This window comes from Pelomonas sp. Root1237, from assembly GCF_001425055.1.
Lineage (GTDB): Bacteria > Pseudomonadota > Gammaproteobacteria > Burkholderiales > Burkholderiaceae_C > Pelomonas.
Map to the genome: position 1 here is coordinate 1 of NZ_LMDK01000016.1, position 18424 is coordinate 18424.

The 18424-nt window shown below is 68.0% G+C and carries 17 protein-coding genes and 1 pseudogene; 5 read left to right on the top strand and 13 right to left on the bottom strand.

Features of this window, described 5'->3' with window-relative positions:
- The 4 genes and pseudogenes from ASC91_RS12810 to ASC91_RS12825 all read left to right on the top strand — a co-directional run.
- Positions 1-87, top strand: a pseudogene (locus tag ASC91_RS12810) (IS5/IS1182 family transposase); the annotation flags it as partial.
- A 98-nt stretch (positions 88-185) separates the two neighbouring features.
- Positions 186-875, top strand: coding sequence for a PEP-CTERM sorting domain-containing protein (locus tag ASC91_RS12815; RefSeq protein WP_056197285.1), 690 nt, complete (start codon positions 186-188; stop codon positions 873-875).
- Between the two features lie 256 nt (positions 876-1131).
- A complete protein-coding gene (locus tag ASC91_RS12820) occupies positions 1132-1872 on the top strand; it encodes a bifunctional 2-polyprenyl-6-hydroxyphenol methylase/3-demethylubiquinol 3-O-methyltransferase UbiG (protein ID WP_162247785.1) in 741 nt (246 codons plus the stop codon).
- Complete coding sequence (locus tag ASC91_RS12825; RefSeq protein WP_157281563.1) at positions 1869-2831, top strand: hypothetical protein; 963 nt, start codon at positions 1869-1871, stop codon at positions 2829-2831. Before ASC91_RS12820 ends, ASC91_RS12825 begins: the two co-directional genes overlap by 4 nt.
- 61 nt (positions 2832-2892) lie before the next feature.
- Here ASC91_RS12825 and ASC91_RS12830 read toward each other — a convergent pair whose 3' ends face one another.
- Positions 2893-4641, bottom strand: coding sequence for an ABC transporter ATP-binding protein (locus ASC91_RS12830; RefSeq protein ID WP_162247786.1), 1749 nt, complete (start codon positions 4639-4641; stop codon positions 2893-2895).
- An 83-nt stretch (positions 4642-4724) separates the two neighbouring features.
- Here ASC91_RS12830 and ASC91_RS12835 point away from each other — a divergent pair, with 83 nt between their 5' ends.
- Positions 4725-5861 (top strand): glycosyltransferase, encoded by a 1137-nt coding sequence (locus ASC91_RS12835; protein ID WP_056197291.1) that lies wholly within the window; start codon positions 4725-4727, stop codon positions 5859-5861.
- Here ASC91_RS12835 and ASC91_RS12840 read toward each other — a convergent pair.
- The 12 genes from ASC91_RS12840 to ASC91_RS12895 form a co-directional block, all read right to left on the bottom strand.
- A complete protein-coding gene (locus ASC91_RS12840; protein ID WP_157281566.1) occupies positions 5851-6522 on the bottom strand; it encodes a hypothetical protein in 672 nt (223 codons plus the stop codon). The two genes, ASC91_RS12835 and ASC91_RS12840, sit on opposite strands and share 11 nt — an antisense overlap.
- Positions 6519-7265 (bottom strand): methyltransferase, encoded by a 747-nt coding sequence (locus ASC91_RS12845; protein ID WP_056197296.1) that lies wholly within the window; start codon positions 7263-7265, stop codon positions 6519-6521. The genes ASC91_RS12840 and ASC91_RS12845 overlap by 4 nt, the downstream gene beginning before the upstream one ends.
- Positions 7262-8662 (bottom strand): B12-binding domain-containing radical SAM protein, encoded by a 1401-nt coding sequence (locus ASC91_RS12850; protein WP_162247787.1) that lies wholly within the window; start codon positions 8660-8662, stop codon positions 7262-7264. Before ASC91_RS12850 ends, ASC91_RS12845 begins: the two co-directional genes overlap by 4 nt.
- A 2-nt stretch (positions 8663-8664) precedes the next feature.
- Positions 8665-9489, bottom strand: coding sequence for a bifunctional 2-polyprenyl-6-hydroxyphenol methylase/3-demethylubiquinol 3-O-methyltransferase UbiG (locus ASC91_RS12855; RefSeq protein ID WP_056197299.1), 825 nt, complete (start codon positions 9487-9489; stop codon positions 8665-8667).
- On the bottom strand, positions 9486-11921 hold the full coding sequence (locus ASC91_RS12860) for a radical SAM protein (RefSeq protein ID WP_200955279.1): 2436 nt from the start codon (positions 11919-11921) through the stop codon (positions 9486-9488). The genes ASC91_RS12855 and ASC91_RS12860 overlap by 4 nt, the downstream gene beginning before the upstream one ends.
- Entirely contained in the window at positions 11905-13542 is a 1638-nt protein-coding gene (locus ASC91_RS12865; RefSeq protein ID WP_200955280.1) for a B12-binding domain-containing radical SAM protein, read from the bottom strand. Before ASC91_RS12865 ends, ASC91_RS12860 begins: the two co-directional genes overlap by 17 nt.
- A 25-nt stretch (positions 13543-13567) precedes the next feature.
- On the bottom strand, positions 13568-14650 hold the full coding sequence (locus ASC91_RS12870; protein ID WP_056197306.1) for a hypothetical protein: 1083 nt from the start codon (positions 14648-14650) through the stop codon (positions 13568-13570).
- Positions 14647-15096, bottom strand: coding sequence for a hypothetical protein (locus tag ASC91_RS12875; protein WP_056197307.1), 450 nt, complete (start codon positions 15094-15096; stop codon positions 14647-14649). Before ASC91_RS12875 ends, ASC91_RS12870 begins: the two co-directional genes overlap by 4 nt.
- 73 nt (positions 15097-15169) lie before the next feature.
- Entirely contained in the window at positions 15170-15880 is a 711-nt protein-coding gene (locus ASC91_RS12880) for a TorF family putative porin (RefSeq protein ID WP_056197309.1), read from the bottom strand.
- Positions 15880-17085 carry a S8 family serine peptidase gene (locus tag ASC91_RS12885; RefSeq protein ID WP_056197312.1) on the bottom strand — a complete coding sequence of 402 codons (1206 nt, stop codon included), beginning with the start codon at positions 17083-17085 and terminating at the stop codon, positions 15880-15882. The genes ASC91_RS12880 and ASC91_RS12885 overlap by 1 nt, the downstream gene beginning before the upstream one ends.
- Positions 17082-17693, bottom strand: a complete 612-nt coding sequence (locus tag ASC91_RS12890; RefSeq protein WP_056197314.1) for a zf-HC2 domain-containing protein — start codon at positions 17691-17693, stop codon at positions 17082-17084. The genes ASC91_RS12885 and ASC91_RS12890 overlap by 4 nt, the downstream gene beginning before the upstream one ends.
- A complete protein-coding gene (locus ASC91_RS12895) occupies positions 17693-18346 on the bottom strand; it encodes an RNA polymerase sigma factor (RefSeq protein ID WP_082532762.1) in 654 nt (217 codons plus the stop codon). The genes ASC91_RS12890 and ASC91_RS12895 overlap by 1 nt, the downstream gene beginning before the upstream one ends.
- Between the last annotated feature and the right edge of the window lie 78 nt (positions 18347-18424).

Here is an 18424-nt window from a genome sequence, read left to right on the forward strand (position 1 = left end):
CGCCGCATCTTCTCCAGATTCGAGAAGCTCGACGTCATGTTCATCGCCTTCATCTGCTTCGCACTCATCGCAGATGGCCTGCGGTAGTGTTAACAGGCCCTAGATTCCCTCGGCCCGACCGTAACGCCGCAACCGAAGGAATTCATATGCATAGATCCTGGAGACTGCCCTCAATCGCCCTGCTTTTGAGCTTGCAATTCGTGGCGTCCTCAGCAGCGGCAGCGCCCTGCGACGGGTCGAGCGACCCCTGCACCATCGACCTCGGCCGTGCGTCGGCCAATTTCGCAACCGGCGCCGCGTCCTACTACGCCGAAGCAGTGCTGGTGAATGGCACGGATGCCTACTACGGCGTGAACCCGCAGTTCCTGCCAACGCTGCAGGTCACGCACACGGCGGGCAGCGACGGCTTCACATTCCTGCCGCAGATGTACGCCAGCGTGGGTGGCAGTGGTATCCAGGGATTGTTTGAAGTCGCGGCCACGCTGCAGTTCACCGGTCTGTCATTCACTGCGGAACCGGGCTACCAGATCACCGGCCTTCAGGCCGTGGTGAAGGGCAGCTTCTCCCTGGTGGGCAACGGCTATGGGGGGCTGTCCTTGCCCGGCCCGCTCCAGTGGGTCGACCAGAACTTCACCGCCATGGTCCCGCTCGATCCGGCCGCCGCTGACTTCCAGACCGGCTTCACGGTCGCGGCCAGCTACGTCGAGGGAGAGGACGGCACGGCGCTGTCGTACGGGACCGGCAGTGCCAGCATCGACAGCGTGGCTTTCATCGTCAGCATCTCACCCGTGCCCGAGCCCGGCTCGTGGGTCCTGCTCGCGGCCGGCGGAGCACTGCTGCCGTGGCTGGTGAAGCGTCGGTCACGGCGTTCGTGAGGTGGACCATCACTAGCACTTTGCCTCGTCGAAGGGTGGACGCCGGAATCCCGTCCGGCGTCTCCGACCAGCCAAGTAACGGACGACGTGGTCCTCTGGCTACAACAACGTGGGCAGCAAGGCGGGCTGGCCCGCCGAAGTGCAGCGCGCCTTCGAAGCCTTTGCGCGCGGCGGCGGCTTCTCCATCACGAGGCGTTGAACCATTGGTCAACGCGGCGGAACCCACGCCCCCAACGCTCCTCTCCAAATGTCCCGCATGGCGCGACTCAAAACCGACTTGTCATCACCTTGCGGCGCTCCCGCCGACGCGACGGCCCGCTTCTACGATGGTGCGGCGGCTGGCTACGATGCCCTGGTTGATGGCCGAGACGACAACGTGGCGGTGCGGTTGTCGTTCTGTGAGCGCGTGGTGTCCATCGCTGGGCCGGGCGGGGTGATCCTGGATTTCGGTTGCGGCACTGGCACCGATGCGGCGTGGTATGCCGCGCGTGGGCATCGCGTCATCGCCTACGACGTCTCGCCCGGCATGGTGGATGTGCTGAGAGCGCGTTGTATCAACGAGATTGCGGCTGGGCGCATCACGCCGGCGGTGGGCCCGCTGGCCGCAATGGAAACCGCGCTTCAGGGAAGCCCTCCGGTTGCAGCCATTTCCGCCAACTTTGCCGTGCTGAGCCACGTGCGCGAGCTCAAGCCGCTGCTGCAACGGCTCGCGTCGCATGTGAAACCGGAAGGGGCACTGGTGGCGAGTGTCCTCAATCCGTTCTACCGACAAGACATGCGGCACGCCTGGTGGTGGCGAAGCGCATTGCGTTCGGTCCGGACGGGAGCGATCGAGTTGAAGGGAAAGGTCACCTCCTACCGGCATTTCGTCAGCGCCATACGCGAAGCGGCGGAGCCTCATTTCGCCCTTGTGGAGGTTCGCGCAGCCAGTCGTAGCGCGCTGCTAGGGGCGCTCGATTCAAACTTCCTGTTTGTCGTTCTCCGCAGGCGGCCATGAGGCATTTGCTGTCCTTGTTGCGCAGCGGCAAGGGCCTGCGCTACGCGCCTGTGGTGTATGCCGATTCTGCGGAGTTTGCACTTCGAGTGGTGCTGCGAGGGCTGCCCAGCGGGCCCATTGACGTCAGTGGCGACCACTGTCCCGTGTCCATGCGCCCCTTCGTTCTGGGGGTCCGCTTGGCGGCGAAAAATGTCGATCAAGGTGCCCTTGCGCCGTGCCCATGGCTAGAGATCTACCCCCCGAATTCTGAAACCACACCCTTGGCGCGGCTGGCATTGAAATCGGTCGGAATGCTGCCGATGAATCAGGGCGCCCTGTACCTTTTCGAAGTGGCGCGCACGATGAACCGCTGCCTGCCGCGACCCACCTTGTGGCTCCGGTATTTGCTGGCCTGGCAAAACGCCCGGACCGCTGCTCGGCGAGGTGATGCGCTTCGCATGTCTGCGCGAGACCTGCGCGCGCTGAATGCCTACTACATCGTGGCGAGGCCGGTTTTTCTCGTGGGCGTGGGGCACGACAAGCGGGAGGACCTGTTCCCCATGGACCTCGTGGGCGCGCTGTCGTCGGGCGAGTACCTGCTGGCCCTGCGCGCAACGAGTCCGGGCGTTGCGCTCATCGAAGCCTCCAAGCGCATTGCCATGAGCAGCGCGCCCGCCGAGCTGCTTGAGGCCGTCTACGCCCTCGGAAACCGGCATCGCCAGCCCACGCTTGACCTGAACAAGTTGACCGTGCCGATCTCGTCGTCGCCGCTATTCGGGCTTCCCGTGCTGGATCAGGCAGGGCTCGTTCGTGAACTCTCCGTTGAGAGGGTCGAGCGAATCGGCTCGCATGTATTGTTCATGGCTCGCATCGAGCACGAAGCCGGGCTCTCAGGGCGGCAGCTCGCCCACATGAGCGGGACCTACATTGAATGGCTGCGGCGCAGTCAGCGGGGCTGCGAAGTGCTGGCGCCCTTGTAGAGCGCCACAACGGGAAGGAAGTTCGTCACTTTGACGAGCCGGAGATGCATTGCGGCACGTGCTACCCGGCTGGCGAATTGCCGGGCACGGGACCTCGCGCTTGTAACCGCCCGGCGACCATCTCCAATACTTGGTCCGCCTGGGCGATGAGGGCTGGATCGTGGCTGACGATGAACACCACGGGGCGGCCGGGCGCCTGGCGCAGCAGGCTGACGAGGGCCTGTGAACTGGCGCCGTCGAGGTGGTTGGTCGGCTCGTCCAGGATCAGCAGCCGCGGCGCGCGCAGCAGCACCCTGGCCAGGGCCACCCGCTGGCGCTCGCCACCGGACAGCGGGCTGCCGCCCGGGCCCAACCGGGTGTGCAGACCGTCGGCCCACGCGCTCAGCCGCGCGTCCAGACCCAGCGCATGCGCCATGCCTTGCACGGCCTGTGGCGTGACACCGGGCGCCGCATAGGCCATGTTGTCGTAGACAGTGCCGGCGAACAGCACGGCGTTCTGCGGCAGGTAGCCCACGCCGCGCCGGAACGCCGACCGATCAATCTGCGCCCACGGCACGCCATCGACGCGGATCGCGCCGCCGTCGGCTTCGGCCAGACCGAGCAGCAGACGCAACAGCGTCGTCTTGCCCGCGCCGTTGGCGCCGGTCACCACGGTCACGCGCCCGGGCTCCAGGGCAAGATCGACGTCGCGAACCAGCATTCGTTTGCCGGCGCGGTGGCTCACGCCTTCCAGCGTCATGCGCCAGTGCGTCGGCGGCACACGGCCGTGATGCGCCGGCCCAGGCGGCATGGCCAGCAGCTGCTCGATGCTGTCCAGCGCCGGCACGCCCTGAGCCATCTCCTGCGACGCGCGCAACAGGCTCTGCAAGGCGCCGCGCAGCGCCAGTAGCAGGAACAGCACCGACGCCAGCTGCGCGCCCGACACTGCGGCACCGCCGGCCATGGTCAACCAGACGACGAGGCCCAGCAGCGCCAGGCCCAGCACCAGCGCGTCGAGCTCGGCTGCAAAGGTCTGCATCCTGGCCAGCGCACGCGTCAACGCATGGGTGCGCGCAACGCTCTGCCGGCAGGCTTGACGCTCGTGATGTTCGTTCGCCTGGCTGACCGCCAGCTCGTGGCGCAGGACGGTGCCGCCCAACTGCTCATACAACTGGTCGATGGCAACGTGCGCGCCAGCCATCTGGCCTGCCAGGCGACGTGAAAGCTGTCGCCGTGTCAGCCCCAGCAGCGCCAGTGCGAGGATCAGCGGCACGGCCAGCGCCGGCAGCATCGCCGCGATGCCGCCCAGGCACAGCAGCACCAGCATGGCTCCGGGCAGCAGGGTGCCGAAACAGGCCCGGGCCATCTGACCGAGCAGCTCGCCATGGCGCGTCATCGCCATCACGAAAGGCTCGACGCCCTGTTGATGCACGATGTCCACCGGCAAGTCCAATTGCCGCTCGACCAGCCGCTCGCGCACATGGGTCAGCCCGTCCTGCACGGCATCGATGACGAGACGCTGCCCGACATAGCCCAGTGCTGCTGCCGCCAGCAAGGCCAGGCAGGCCACCACCGCCCAGACCGCGACTGCGTTGCCGCTGACGGCGCGGCCGATGGCGATCGACACCAGCAGCAGCGTGCCCGCCCGCAGCAAGGTGGCCAAAAGCCCACCACACAAGGCCACCGGTCGCACCGCGAATAGCCGCCACAGCGAGCGGACCACCCGCCCCGGCTGCCAGGCGGGCTGCGGCGCAACCTGCCGGGGGCGGCGAGCCAGCGAGGCGACGTCGGGTGGCGTCGTCGTCTGCGCATTGAAGGAGTGTTCGGACATCAAATCTCGGCCCGAGGCCGGGCTCGGCGATGGCATAGTGGAAACAGCTGGGCGAGGCGGACAAGACAGTGGGATGGCAGGACATGGGCGGCAAAGTGCAGTTGCGTTTCATGCGCCGCCATATCCAGGCCTGCCTCGCCGCTGGCCAATGGCGCAACAAGCCCCGGCCACCCGAACATCCCGATGCCGGACTGCATCAGCGCGGCGCTGAACTGCAAGCGCAGACGCTGGCCCGCTTCAGCCGGGTTCGGGCCGCCTGCGGCGAACGGGTGTTGCTGGTGACGCCGCCATCGCCGGCCGGGTGGGTGTGGTTCGAGGATCTGCGATGCGCGCTGCAACACATCGGTGTGGTGGTGCTGCGCATCGACGATGAACAGAGGCTGACGCCGGCGTTGGCGGCCGACTTCCGGCCGACGCTGCTGCTGGGGCTGGACACCGACCGGCTGCATCAACGCTTTCAGGCCACCGGCATGGACCACCCGTCGCGTTGCACGCGGCTGCTGATTCCCGCGCGCGACGTGGCCGAATCGTGCGCACCGCTGAGTGCGGCCGAGGCGCGGCGGCTTGATCGCACGGCCAGCGGTGCCGGCGCAGACCTGCTGCTGTCGCTGCATGCCGAGCCCTTCATGCAGCGTTCGGCAGTTGCATGGATGCGCCTGGGCAAGCCTTTCGTATGGCTGCCTCAGGCGGCCAGCCCGTTCCGCGACCGGCCACATGCCTGCGAGCGCGTGTTCGACTACGCGCACTTGTCGGTGGCCAATCCACAGCGGGTCCGTGCCGTGTGGCACACGATGCGCCATATCCTCGCGCGGCACCACGGCCTTTTCGGTGAGCTCGAGACGTGGGGGTTCGGCGTGCCGCGGCTGCCGGTCGATGAGCATGCTCGCCACCAAGCGATGGCTCGCGTGTCGCTTGCCCCTTTGGTTGCTCCGCTGCTCGACAGCGCCGCAGACTTGACCCAGCGCGTCTATGCAGCGGCGGCCAGCGCCACCTTCCAGATCACCGAACTCAGTCCCCTGACCCGACAGCATTTCGATGAGGATGAACTCATTGCCGTGCCGCGAGGACCGACGTCGATGCGCGATGCCTTTGATCGCTGGCTGGATGATCGCCCGGCGCGTGAACGCGTCGCCGGTCGCGCGCTGGAGCGGGTGTACCGGGATCACACCAGTCTGCACCGCGCGGTGCAGCTCATCGACGAGGTCCGGGCTAGGCGCTGAGCGATGAAGTCGAGGCTCCATTCGCCCCTCCTGCTGCCAAGGCCGGCCCAGCCGGTCCAAAGCTCCTCGGTTGCCGGCGCATCCACAACACCCCGCCGATCGGCATGATGGCCGCGATCATCCAGGCAATGACGCTGGGATGCGGATCCAGGGTCAAGATGCCCACTTCCGCAAGGTAGAACCAACCCGCCGCCAGCATGCGATGGCCGTGGGCTCGCCAGCGCGGCCCCGGCGCCGTGCGCAGATCATTGACCGCAAGTGCACCTTGCGTCAGTGCAGACCAGGGAAAGGCGATCACGTCGATGAGCCGGTGCGAGTTCAGCAGGCCCCAAGTGCCTGCCAGCACGCCGGCCGCCACCAACAAACCCACCCAGCCGAGTGCGCGCACGACCCAGCGCGAACGAAGGAACTGAGCACCGGCACTCAGGCACAGCACCAGAGGTTGCAACGAGGTCACGGCGCCGAATGGGTTGCGGGCGTCCACGGCAATGCCCACGGCCAACACCATGCTGGCCACGACCAACCCCATGAAGGTGCGGCCGATCAGCCTGTGATGCCGGCGCCAGGCACCGGCATAGGCCGCTAGCGCGGCCAGCCAGCAGAGCATCGCCCCGCATGACAACACCACGTGGATCTGGATGATCAGCCCGCGTGCGCTCACCGGACGTCCTCCAACGCCGGCACCACTTGCAGCATGGCCGCCCATTCCAACCAGCTCCGGCGCCTACCCCGCAATTTCAACTGCAGCCCATGCACCTTGGCCGCCTGGCGAATGCCATCCTCCTGGCAATCTTCTGACAGCACCATCAGCACCTCCGTGTGCGTCAGGTCCAGTGCCGCCAACTGCTCGAACAGCGCATGAAAGTACTCGAACCCCACCCCGCAGAACCAAGCGCGCTCCGGCATCGAGCGCGGTGAGCGTGCGTAGTAGGGTGGGTTGATCACCACGCAATCCAGCGTGGACGTGCGGATGCCTGCCAGCAGGTCGGCCACCACCACCGTCAGCGCCAGCCCGTTGGCCTGCGCATTGGCTGTGGCATTCGCCGCCGCAACGGGATTGATGTCCGACGCGATGACGCGAGCGCCGGCCTGCGCCAGTGCCAGGCCGATGACGCCACTGCCGCATCCCATGTCGAGCACGCGCCGGCCCGGCCATGGGCCAGGACCCTCGTCCGAGAGCAGCCAGCGGACGAAGACGGCCGAGCTGAGCGTCGGCCCCGGTGGGAAGACGCCCGGGTCGATGCGCAGCCGCAAGCGGCCCAGGCGCCAATGCTGCGCGGTGCGACCGGCACGCGCCATGCGGCCCCGCAGCCACGGCGAGACGGCCCGCCGCACCGGGCCGCGCAGCAGGCGTGCCAGCAGGCCATGGGGCGGCAGGCCCCAGCGCGTTTCGGGGCCGCTCACGCGGGTTGCATCCCATTGCGACGATGCCACCACATGCCCAGACGCGAGCGGCACCACGCCACGCGATGGGCCAGTGCGCGGGCGCCGAAGGGGCGCGGCGCGGTGCTCACGGCATGGGTGTGGGTGAGCAGGCGCACGGCATGGCGGTAGTAGTCATCGCTGTAGGTGCGCGGGTAGCGCCGGTCGCGGTCGCTGCCCTGATCGAACGGCGGCGACGTGGTCTGGTCTGCCACCTGGTCGTGGAACAGCGTGCCGCGGATGGGATACGCCAGCGTCACGGTGAACAGGTCCGGCCGCGCATCGCGCAAATAGCGCTCGGTGGCGACGATGTCCGTTTCGGTTTCACCCGGGTAGCCGAGCATCAGGAAGGTGCCGGTCTGCATGCCCGCATCCGAGGCCGCGCGGATCATGGCGGTGACCTGCTCGACGCGGACCTGGCGCTGCATGGCATCCAGGATGCGCTGCGAACCGCTCTCGGCGCCGATCCACACGCGCACGCAGCCAGTGCGCGAGAGCAACTCCACGACGCGCTCGTTCATGCGGTCGGCCCGCGTGATGCATTCGTAGCGGATGCGCAGGCCCGCGGCATCAAGCGCTTCGGCAAACCCGGCAAGCCAGTTGTGGTTGATCGTGAACACGTCGTCGACGAACCAGAACTGATCGGGTGCGTAGCGATCCACCAGCGTGCGCAGCTCGGCCACCACATGCTGCGGCGAACGGCGGCGGTAGCTGGTGCCGTACACGGCCCGGCTGCACCAGGCGCACTTGTAGGGACAGCCGCGCTGGGTGCTGACGTTCAGCGAGGTCTGGCCATGGGCATCGCGCCAAGCCTTGAGGTATGGCCGCAGATCGATGCGATGCCGTGCCGGCTCGGGGAGTTCGTCCAGTTCAGGCACGAAGCGGCGTTCGCCGGTGAACACCGGCTGCCCCTGCGCATCGGCATGGATCAGGCCGGGGATGGCCGCCAGCGCCGCGGCATCCCTGCAGGCGGCTGCAGGCAGCCGTGCTACATCGGCCATCGTCTGCTCGCCCTCGCCGACCACCAGCAGGTGAGCACCATGGCTGAGGTAGTCGGCGGCGTTGTGGCGCACGTCGGGCCCGCCCAGCACGATGACCGGGCTATCTTCTGCGCCGCCCAGCGCCGCGATCAGCCGCAGCACCGAGTGCCGCGTCATCAACGTCACGTAGAAGGCCATCATGCGCGGGCGCAGCGCCCGCACACGCTGGACGAAGGTGTCGGCATCGAGAAACGTGGCGTCGACGACATGGTGGTCGACGCCTTCGCGGTCCAGCCATGCCGAGATGGAAAGCAGGCCCAGCGGCGGATAAGGCCGCATGATGCGCTGCTCAATCGCGTCATCGGCAATGAAATACCCGTGAGTGAGGATCAGGCTCATCGTCACCGCCTGCGCCATTGGATCAATGCATGGTCTGCCAGATGGGCGCCCCAGGCCGCCGTGAGCCAGCGGCGCTCGATCCGTTCCATCAGCGCCAGCCAGCGCGGTGCACGGCGGGCCAGCGGCTCCAGGTAGGACGGCGGCACCGCCAGCCCGACCGGGCGCACCCGTTCTTGCCGGAAGTGCTCACCCAGCGCGCACTGCATGTCGCCCACACCGTGGTACCAGACCGACAGCGGCGGTTGGCCGGCGCCCAGTTGGGCCGGCACCGGCCCGCCGCGCCAACGCCGCATGGCGCGGCGCGGCTGCAGGTGCAACAAGGCCCACGCGGTTTCCCACAGGCACAAGCGCGGCATCACGACGACGATGACCTGCCCCTGTGGCGCCAGGCAGGCAGCCAGCGGCGCGGCCAGCGCCCGCAGCGCCTCGGGCGACACGCAGTTCAGGCCGCCGAAGTTGGAGAACACGAGGTCGAACGGGCCACCCAGGTCCTGCGCCCTCACCTCACCGGACGCCAGCGCTTGCAGGTCCAGCTGCCGCGTCTGCACCAGAAGACCGAGACCACCACGTTCGAGCTTGTCGCGGGCCACTCGCAACATCTCGCCCGACACGTCGGTGGCTACCACGCGATGACCGGCGCGGGCCATGTGCAGAGCGTCCTCGCCCGTGCCGGAGTTCAGCTCAAGCACCGAGCAGGGCCGACCGTGCTGGCGCAGGCAGTCGTCAAGAACCTCCCAGACCATGCGGCGCTGCGCGGCGCCCACCAGGCTGTGGGTGAAATCACGGTCGTAGTCGACCGCCATCACGTCGAAGGCGGCTGCACTCATGGTGCCACCGCCGGTGCAGGTGCCGGCAGACGCTGTTCGCGCCCCATGCCGATTCGGGCGGTCAGCAGCGCGGGCGTGGCGCGCAGCAGCGAGGCCAGCGCACGAAGCCTGCCCCCGCGGCTGGGCGCCGGTAGCCGCCCGCGCAACACTGCCCAGCAACGCCCGATCTGGAAGCGCCGCGACGTGTAGACATGCAAGTGCCGGTAGAACGCCGGAGAAAAGGTCCCGGGGAACATCAGCGCGAGGTCGTTGCTGTGAAGCCAGTGGGTCTTATGTCCCATCTGCGCCTTGACGCGGTCGTGGAAGACGGTGCCTGGTAGCGGGTAGGACACCGAAATGCCGATCTGATCGGGCTGCAGATCGTCCAACATCTGGTGCGTTAGCTGAATGTCGTCGGCCGTCTCGCCGAGGTAGCCAAACTGCAGGAACAACGCGGGCTTCACGCCCTGCTGCTTCAGCGCATGCACAGCGCCGTCGATCTGCGGCCGCTTGATGCCCTTGTCCATCGCATCGAGGATGCGCTGCGAACCGCTCTCGGCGCCGATCCAGGCCGTCTCCAAGCCTGAGCGGGACAATGCCTGGAGGTCGTCGGCATCGCGCAGCACCAGATCGGCGCGGGTCTGGATGGTGTAGCGCATCTTCAGGCGGCGCTCCTGCACCAGCGCGGCGAAGCGCTGCGCCCAGCCCGGCTTCAGCCCGAAGAGATCGTCGGTGATCCAGAAGTGATCGGCACCGTAGCGTCGCACCAGCAGCTCCAGCTCATCAACCACCTGCTCCGGGGAACGGACGGTGTAGCGTTTTCCATAGAGCGGTTTGGCGCACCAGTTGCACGCGTAGGGGCAACCGCGTGTGGTGGCGACGTTCAGCGAGAAGTGGCCATGCCGACGTTCCCAGACCTCCCGGTAAGGCTCCAGATCGGCCAGGTCCCATGCCGGAGGAGGCAGGTGATCGAGGTCGGTGATGGGTGCGCGCACCGGCGATCGCGCCAGACGGTCGTCCTCCAGATAGGCCAGCCCTGGGATGTCGGCCCACGGTCGGCCGTCACGCCAGGCCCCCAGAACGTCAGCCAGCGTGGCCTCGCTTTCGCCGCGCACCACAACGGTCGCGCCGGCGCGCAAATAGGGTTCGGGGAAGTCGGTGGCATCAGAACTGCAAACGACGACCCGTGCCCCAAAGGCACGCGCCAGGCGCACCATCTGCAAGGCCGCTTCGCGCATGCGGTCCAGGCACATCTTGGTCAGATAGTTGAAGCCGTCCTCCTGCAGCACCACGAACTCCGGGCGTTCCTGCTCTAACCGACAGAGGAAGGACAGTTCACTTTCAGCGAGCCCCGCATCGAACACATGCGTCTTGAAGCCCAGACTGCGCACCAGCCCGGCCGCATACAAGGTGCCCAGGGGCGGATACGGCTTGCCCGCCTGCCACTGCTTGGGATCGAGCCGGTAGTAGTAGGCCGAGGCGACCAATACGGTGTCGTCGACGGTGTGGCGCGTGATGGCCCCGCCCGCCTGCCGCTGCAATCGGTCCAGATTCGCCTGATAGCGCTCAAGAATGCGGTACTTCCACTCCGCGGTATGGAGCTTGGCCACATCGCGGCTGAGCTCCATGCTCCGCCGCGCCGTCAGAGATGACAGCTGCGCAATATTGCGACGGAGCCGTCGGTGGATCAGCTTCCACGCGCACCAGTCCAGCAACGCGCCCAGCACCCCTCCCAATGCCATCTCGCTGAAACGGCGACCAGTCGTACGCGCTGGCTCTACCGGCCTCTGCAGCACTGCCCGGTTCGGCAGGTAGTCGTCCACCCAAGAGTTGGCCTTTTGCAGGTGCGTCAGCGAATCACACCCCGCCACGGGATACAGCGTGGCCAGCTCCATCGCCGTGAAGACGTCGCGCCGCTCAAGTGCCAGCTTGTGGCCAGCCAGCAGGTAGTTCGAGCACAGCATCTGCGGTGCGGGCAACTTCTGGCGGTAGAAGCGCAACAAGACGTAGACCAGCCACAACCGCCCCGGCCGCGTGATGATCAAGAAGTCAAAGTCCCCGTCCTCGGCCAGCGACCGCTTGGACAAGGATCCGGAAATGGCCACGCCATCCACGAAGGGCAGGCGCATCAGGCCACGGCCCACTTCCAGCGCTTGAGGCATGGCCGCGTCGGCACGGTCGCGGTTGGCTGACCAGCGCGCAATCGGATCGTCCATCTCGGCGATCCAAAACCATCGGTCATGGCTGGCCACCAGGCCAGCCGTTTGCAACCGCTGCAGCGCACTCGCCACCTCGCTGATCGGCACGCCCGGCGTGTCAAGAAATCGCCAGACCTCATCGGCGGACAGCGGGCTGTTGAACACCTGGCGATATGCCAGTGCCCTCAGCACCGCTTGCTGGGCCGCATCCAGCGATGGTATCTGTGCCGTCACGGCTTCAGTTGGCTTCAGCATAGAACCCCTCCACCTCGGGACGCGTGTATCGGCGCAGGCGCTGCAGCGCCTTCAATTCCAGCGGCCGCCTGTACAGGCCGCTCCAGTACCGCGGCAGTGACGCCAACTGCATCATTCGGCGGCCCCATTCGCCCAGGGTGAAATCCGTGCGCGTCGGGTAGCGGGCGTTGATCACCGTCTCGAAGTCATGGATGTGGCGCACCATTGCGGTCGTCAGCCACGGCGTCAGCGGATTGCGATGCAAGTCGAAGGACTCCCATGACGGGCTGACCCATTCCTCCAGCGTGCTCGGGAAGCGGAATCCCGCGGCCTGGCTGTGCTGCTGCAGCGTGCTGCCCTCGGTGGGCACCGGGCTGTAGATGTAGAGGATGATTTCGGTCGCCGGGCTCTGGTCTTTCAGGCGCCGGATGAAGCTGATGTCGCGGTGGATCTGCGCCCAGACCTCGGCCTCGGTGGGCCGGGGAAAGCCCAGCACGAACGAATACTCGGGAATGATGCCGAACGACAGCAGGCGGGCGGCGAACCGCAGGATCTGCTCGCCTGACTGGCGCCCACCCTTATCGACCATGGCCAGCACTTCGTCGTCGCCGCTTTCGGCGCCGAAGAAGATCATGCGGCAGCCCGCTTCGCGCATCAGCGACAACGTCTCGTCGCTGTAGCGGTCCAGCGTGTCGATGCGACCTTCGCCCCACCAGGTCACGCCCTGCCCACGCATGCGCTCGGCGAAGGCGCGCACGCGTTTCTCGGCAACAAAGAAGTTGTTGTCGGTGAATTCGATGGCATCCACGCCATGCATGTCGCGCATCTGCAGCACGTCGTCGGCGACAAGCTCGGCCGAGCGCGCCACCCAGCGGCCTTGGTAGAGCGGCACCACGGCGCAGAACGCGCACATGAACGGACAGCCCATGCTGGTGTGCATGGCATGGGTCCGGCGGCCAAGGAAGGTGCGCGGCAGGTAGCGTTTGATCGGATGACGCCGGGCCAGCAGTTTCAGCGGCAGTGATGGCTGACTGTCGAGGTTCGGCAGCGGGGCCTTGCCGGTGCGCACCACTTCGCCACTCCGCTGGAAAATCAGCCCGGGGATCTGGTCGGGCGAACGGCCCGCGCACAACGCCGCCAGCAATGCCGGCAGTGAACCCTCGCCGGCCGATTGCACGACGTAGTCCACCCAGCCCGACTGAAGGACGGCCTGCGGATGGTTGGATGGAAAGTAGCCGCCCCAGATCGTGACGACCAGGGGAAAGTGCTCGCTAACCTGGCGAGTGATCGGCACCGCCTGCCGCAACTGCGGTCCAGGCATCACCGTACAGCCGAAAAAACCGAATCGCCCGGAAGCCAGCAGCCTCTCGATCACCACCCAGGGATCTGGCTCGAGGTTGCCGTCGACCAGCTCGACGTCATAGCCGTCGCCCAGCGCCGCCGCAATGTGCAGCAAGCTGTTGGGTACGCGGCCTGTGCGGGTCGCCCAGGGGTTAAACAGCAGAATGGCTGGCTTAGGCCGCAGCGTCGGGACGGCGGCGGAGGCAGCGGCACCCCCAACCGCCGGCGACGAGCCTTTGCGCCTCCCGTAGAAATGCATCGGCACACCCACCGCCGCTTGCACCTCGGGATCGGCACTCACGCCCGCCGTCTTTGGGCCGATGACGCTAGAACATTCCATGCAGTTCGACAAAGCTTTGCCGCCGGTTGTCGATGGCGTTCTGCGGGATGCCACCAAACTTGCGATAGCCCGCGCGCAGCTGCGCGAAGGCGAAGGGCGTGTACTCGTAGACGAGGCTGTAGCGCACCTTGTTGTCGTGGGCCACACGGCGGTCAGGGTCGAGGTACTCGCCGGTGAGCTTGAGGTTGTGGCCCTGCTGCACCAGCCAGTTGGCCTCCAGCAGCGTCGCGTATTGCTTGCGCTTGCCCTCGGGGTAGCCGGCGTCGCTGACCATGTCGATCTCGGCCAGCCAGGCCACCGGCCCGGTCGTCGTGCCGGCAAAGAGGCCGTAAGCCTGGCGGTTGCCTGCCGCCGACTTGACCTGCGCGGCCGCTGCGCCGACGCGGCCCCAGGGCTGCATCCAGATGGCCTGGGCCGTCGTCTGGTGGCCGTTGGAATTGCCCGTGTTGCCAGGGCCGTTGCTGCGCACGAGCTGCAGGGACCAGTCATCGCTCTCGTGCCCCAGCTCCAGGCCCTTGTCGGGCACGGTCATGCTGACCCCGCTGAGCTGGCGAACGAAGGCCAGGCTGTCCTGCAGGCGCCAGCCAAAGGGCAGGTAGAACTGGCCGGCCTTGGCATACCAGCCCAGGCCGGGCGTCTGCAGGCGCACATAGGCCTCCTGGCGCTCGGACTTGCCGGGCGCGACCTGCTGGTCGAGGTAGGCGCCGAGGTAGTCCTTGATGAGCTGCACGTCGGCGTACAGGCGCACCTGCTCGGTACCGCCGACGCTGCGCGTGGGCTGGCCCGAGACGGAGGTGCGCGTCGTCGCTGTGCGCAGGTCGCCACCCAGGCGCAGGCGATCATCCAGCAGCGAGCCGGTCCAGCCCTGCAGTGCGTCGGGCAAAGCGTTGGCCGGGATGACGTTCTGCGCGAAGGTGTTGCCCACCGCATTGCGCAGGCCGCCGCCCGAGGGGTTCACATGGCAGGCCACGCATTTGAGGCCGGCGCGGATGGCGAGATAGGGCTCGGCCTTTACGGCCGAGAACAGCAGCGCGAGGGCCAGGCCGAGAAGCAGTCGTGCGGCCATCATTTCTGGGCTCCGTTGTTGATCCATTGGCGGATGAGCCCGATGGTCTGGGCATCCAGATAAGGGCCGCCAAGCGGCATGCGCGCACCGACGGCCTGGTGGCCTTCGAGCTTGTGGATCAGGTAGCTGTTGTCCGCATCGCCCGGCGCCACGCGCTTGAGCGCCGGCACGCCGCCGCTGGATACACCCACCAGCATCGCGAAGCTGTTGGTCGCGTCCAGCCGCAGGCCGCGGGGCGCGGCCGCGCCGGCGTGGCAGGCCGTGCAGACGGGCGTGAAGACATGCGACTGGATGGAACTGAAGCTGGCCGTCATCGGGCCGCTGGGGTCGTCGCCCTCGCCGAGCGGCCGGCCGTTGGCGTCCAGCCCTTCACCGCTGCCGCCGCCGCAGCCCGCGATCAAAGCGGCTGCAGCGCCCAGCGCAGCCACCCATGGTTTCGAGATCCTCATCACTGCCCTTTCCTGGCTTCACTGCGGCGTGAGTGCCAGCGCCTGCAGCGCAGGTTCAAGGCAAGCTAGGGATTCAGAACGCGGTCGTCAGGCCGAGCACCAGCGCGCGCCGGCGTGTCGCGTCCGTCCAGGTGTAGGGGCCGCCGCGGCCGGCTGCTGTCCAGGCAAGCTGCAGATCGCTGCTCGCGCCGAGTTGCCAGGACGCACCCAGGCGCAGGTCCGCACGCGTCGCGCCATGCGGCTCGGCATAGGGCGAGGCCCGGCCGCCGCGGCCGTGCAGCAGGCCGACATGCCCCAAGGCCGCCACGCCCCGCGCCAATGGCCAGCGCAGGTTGAATTCGGCATAGACGCTGCGCTGGCCGATGCCGTAGTAGTCGGGCGAGACATAGGCGCGCAGGTTCCAACGCTCCCCCAGCAGCCCGGCATAGACCTCCTGGTAGTCGTAGCGCGACACGTTCTCGTAGGCATGCGCGACGATGCCGGCCTCGCCGTCCAGGCCCGGTGCCAGGCCGAAGACCCGGCCGCCATAGAGCTGCAGCGCGGCGCCACGCCGCTGGGAAAAGCGGGCATGCGCCAGCTGTGCCCCGCCATACCAGCCAGCCTCGCCGTCCCAGGCCAGGCCAAGCTGGGCGCTGGGACGGTTGGCGCTGTACGACATGCCGCGCTCCCGCGCATCCGTCTGCAGCGACAGCGTGCCGCCCACGTCGGCCCAGGCTGCGCCCGCGCCGGCCAGCAGCGTGGCGACCAGCGTCGTCAGTCGGGCCAGGTGCGCGGGGGGAAACATCAATCGGCAGTTTGCCCCAGCATCGTGCAGGTTGGGCCGCGAGTGCCGGCGTGGCGGGCCAGCGTCGCGCAGCTGTCGATGCGGCCCTGGGTGGTGTTGACCAGGGCCGTCTTCAGCGCCAGGGTGCCGCGTGTGCCGTCGAGCTCGCGCACCAGGGCGAGCAGGCCGGTCGCATGCGCGGCCGCGAAGGACGATCCCGATACCAACGACCAGCCACCGCCCACGGCCGTGCTGGGCACGTCACGCCCCGGCGCGATCACGGCGCCTGCGGGCAGTGGCGGCGCGAGGCCGACGACGAGCACGCCGGGATGGTTGGCCGGAAAGGGCCCGTTCTCGCTCGGCATCGCCGCGACCACGGTGGCGCCGCGCGCCTGGGCCTGGTCCAGCAGCAGCGCGAGCAACCGGTCGTCCGGCCCGCCGAGGCTCATGTTGATGATGTGGGCACCCTGCTGGATGGCCGCGTACAAGGCCTTGGCCAGGCCCAGGCTCGTGCACAGCGTCTGGGCGCCTGCCGCCTGCCAGCAGGCACGCAGGGCCAGCAACCGGGCCTGGGGCGCGATGCCGGCGATGCCCAGGCCGTTGTCGGCCCGCGCCGCGATGATGCCGGCCACGGCCGTGCCATGGCCCTCGGCCGGCGGTGCCTTGTCGTCGACGAAGTTCTCGTTGAGGGCGACCTGGCCGGCGAGGTCGGGGTGGCCGGCCTCCACGCCACTGTCGACGATGGCCACACGCACGCCGCGGCCGGTGGCCAACTGGTGCAACTCGGCCAGATGCCACTGGCGTGCAGCCGGCTGGGCCTGGTAGAGCGGTTCCTGCTGGCTGCCCTGGGCGCGGTACAGGCTGACCGGCTGGGCCCAGGCGACGCGCCTATCCTCGGCCACAGCCTCGGCGACCTTCGCCGAACTGCGCGTGTCCCCCTCGGGCAGGCGCATGACGAAGCAGTCCACGCCGGCCAGCGGCATGGCCCATTCGCTGCGTATCTCCAGCTTGTGGGCCTGGGCCAGCGACTGGGCGACCTGCTGGCGCGACTGCCGGCCCACGCCCTCGCCATAGGTGCCCGCATAGCTGCCGTCGGGCCGGTAATGAGCCTTGGGCAGCTGCAGCATGACGAGGACCTGGCGCTGGGCGTCCTCGGCCTGGGCATGGGCGCCACCGCCGGTCAGGCAGCAGGCCAGCAGCACCAGCAAGCGCAGCCAGAGTCTCATTGAGCCGGCCCCGGTTGCAGCGGCTCGGCCAGGGCGACGATGGGAGCCGTGCGCAGGGCGGCGAGGCCCCGGGCGTCGACACGCAGCAGCCAGGCGCCGGTCTCGGTGGGCCCGGCGACGACACCGGCGCCCTGGGCCTGCAGCAGTTCCCGCACCGCCTTCTCGGTGGTGCCGGGCTTGAACATCACCAAGGCATCCGCCACGACCGGCACGCCGCCGCTGGCGGACAGGCCCTGGTAGGCCGGCTCGTCGGAGCGCGGCGCCAGCACCAGGGCCAGCAACAACGCGACGGCCGCACCTTGCAGGCCCAGGGCCCAGGGCATCCAACGCGCCGCACGGGCAGGTTTTGGCTTGGCAAGCTGCATCAGCGCATGCATCTTCGCCAGCCCCGCCTCGACGTCACCGCCCTGCAGCGGCGTACCGGCCACGTTCAGCAGCGTCTGCATGGGCTGCTCGGCTGCCAGCTCGTTGCGGCAGGCGGTGCAATGCAGCAGATGGCGTTGCACCTGGCCGGTCTCATCCTCGCCCAGCTGGCCGCGCGCATACCAGGGCAGCAGCGCCTGCACGGCGGCATGCTCGTCATGTTCCATCGGAATCACCACACTCATCACAGTTCTCCTTGCTCCAACCCGGCGAGATCGTCGAGCAGGAGGCGCAGCCGGCGCCGGGCATAAAACATCCGTGTCTTGACGGTCTCGGGCGGGCAGCCGACGACATCGGCGATCTCGGCATAGGCCATGTCATGGAAATAGCACAGCTCCACGACGGCGCGGTGCTCCGGCGACAGCTCGGCCATCGCTGCGCGCAACCGGCCGCGCAGCTGCTCCAGCCCCAGGCGCTGCTCGGGTCCTGGCCCGGGGTCGGTCGGCTCCTCGACGCTGTCGCCGTCCACCGGCAGGTCCTGGCGGCTGAGCGCCTTCAGGGCCTTGCGGTAGGCGATGCCGAAGATCCAGGTCGACAGCTTGCTGCGCCCGTCGAAGCTGTCGGCGCGCTGCCAGACGACCATCAGGGTGTCGTTCAGCACCTCCTCGATGGCTTCCGGCTGGCGCATCAGATGCGACAGAAAGCGCCACAGCCGGGGGTGGTAAACCCGATAGAGGGCGTCGAATTCCGCCCGCTGCCCGCGCTTGATGCCCTCCAGCAAGGCCAGTTCCAGCACCTCGGCCGCCGGCCCGCGGGCAGAAGCAGCCGGGGCCGACGGGGCCGACGGGGCCGACGGGGCGTCATCGCGCTTTTTTCTGATGCTGGGCCACTTCAACATGCTCGCCACACGGGGTTCCATTGCGTATGAGTCCCGGCTCGGTGCCAGGAGGTTCAAAGCGATGGTAGCGAGCCCCCG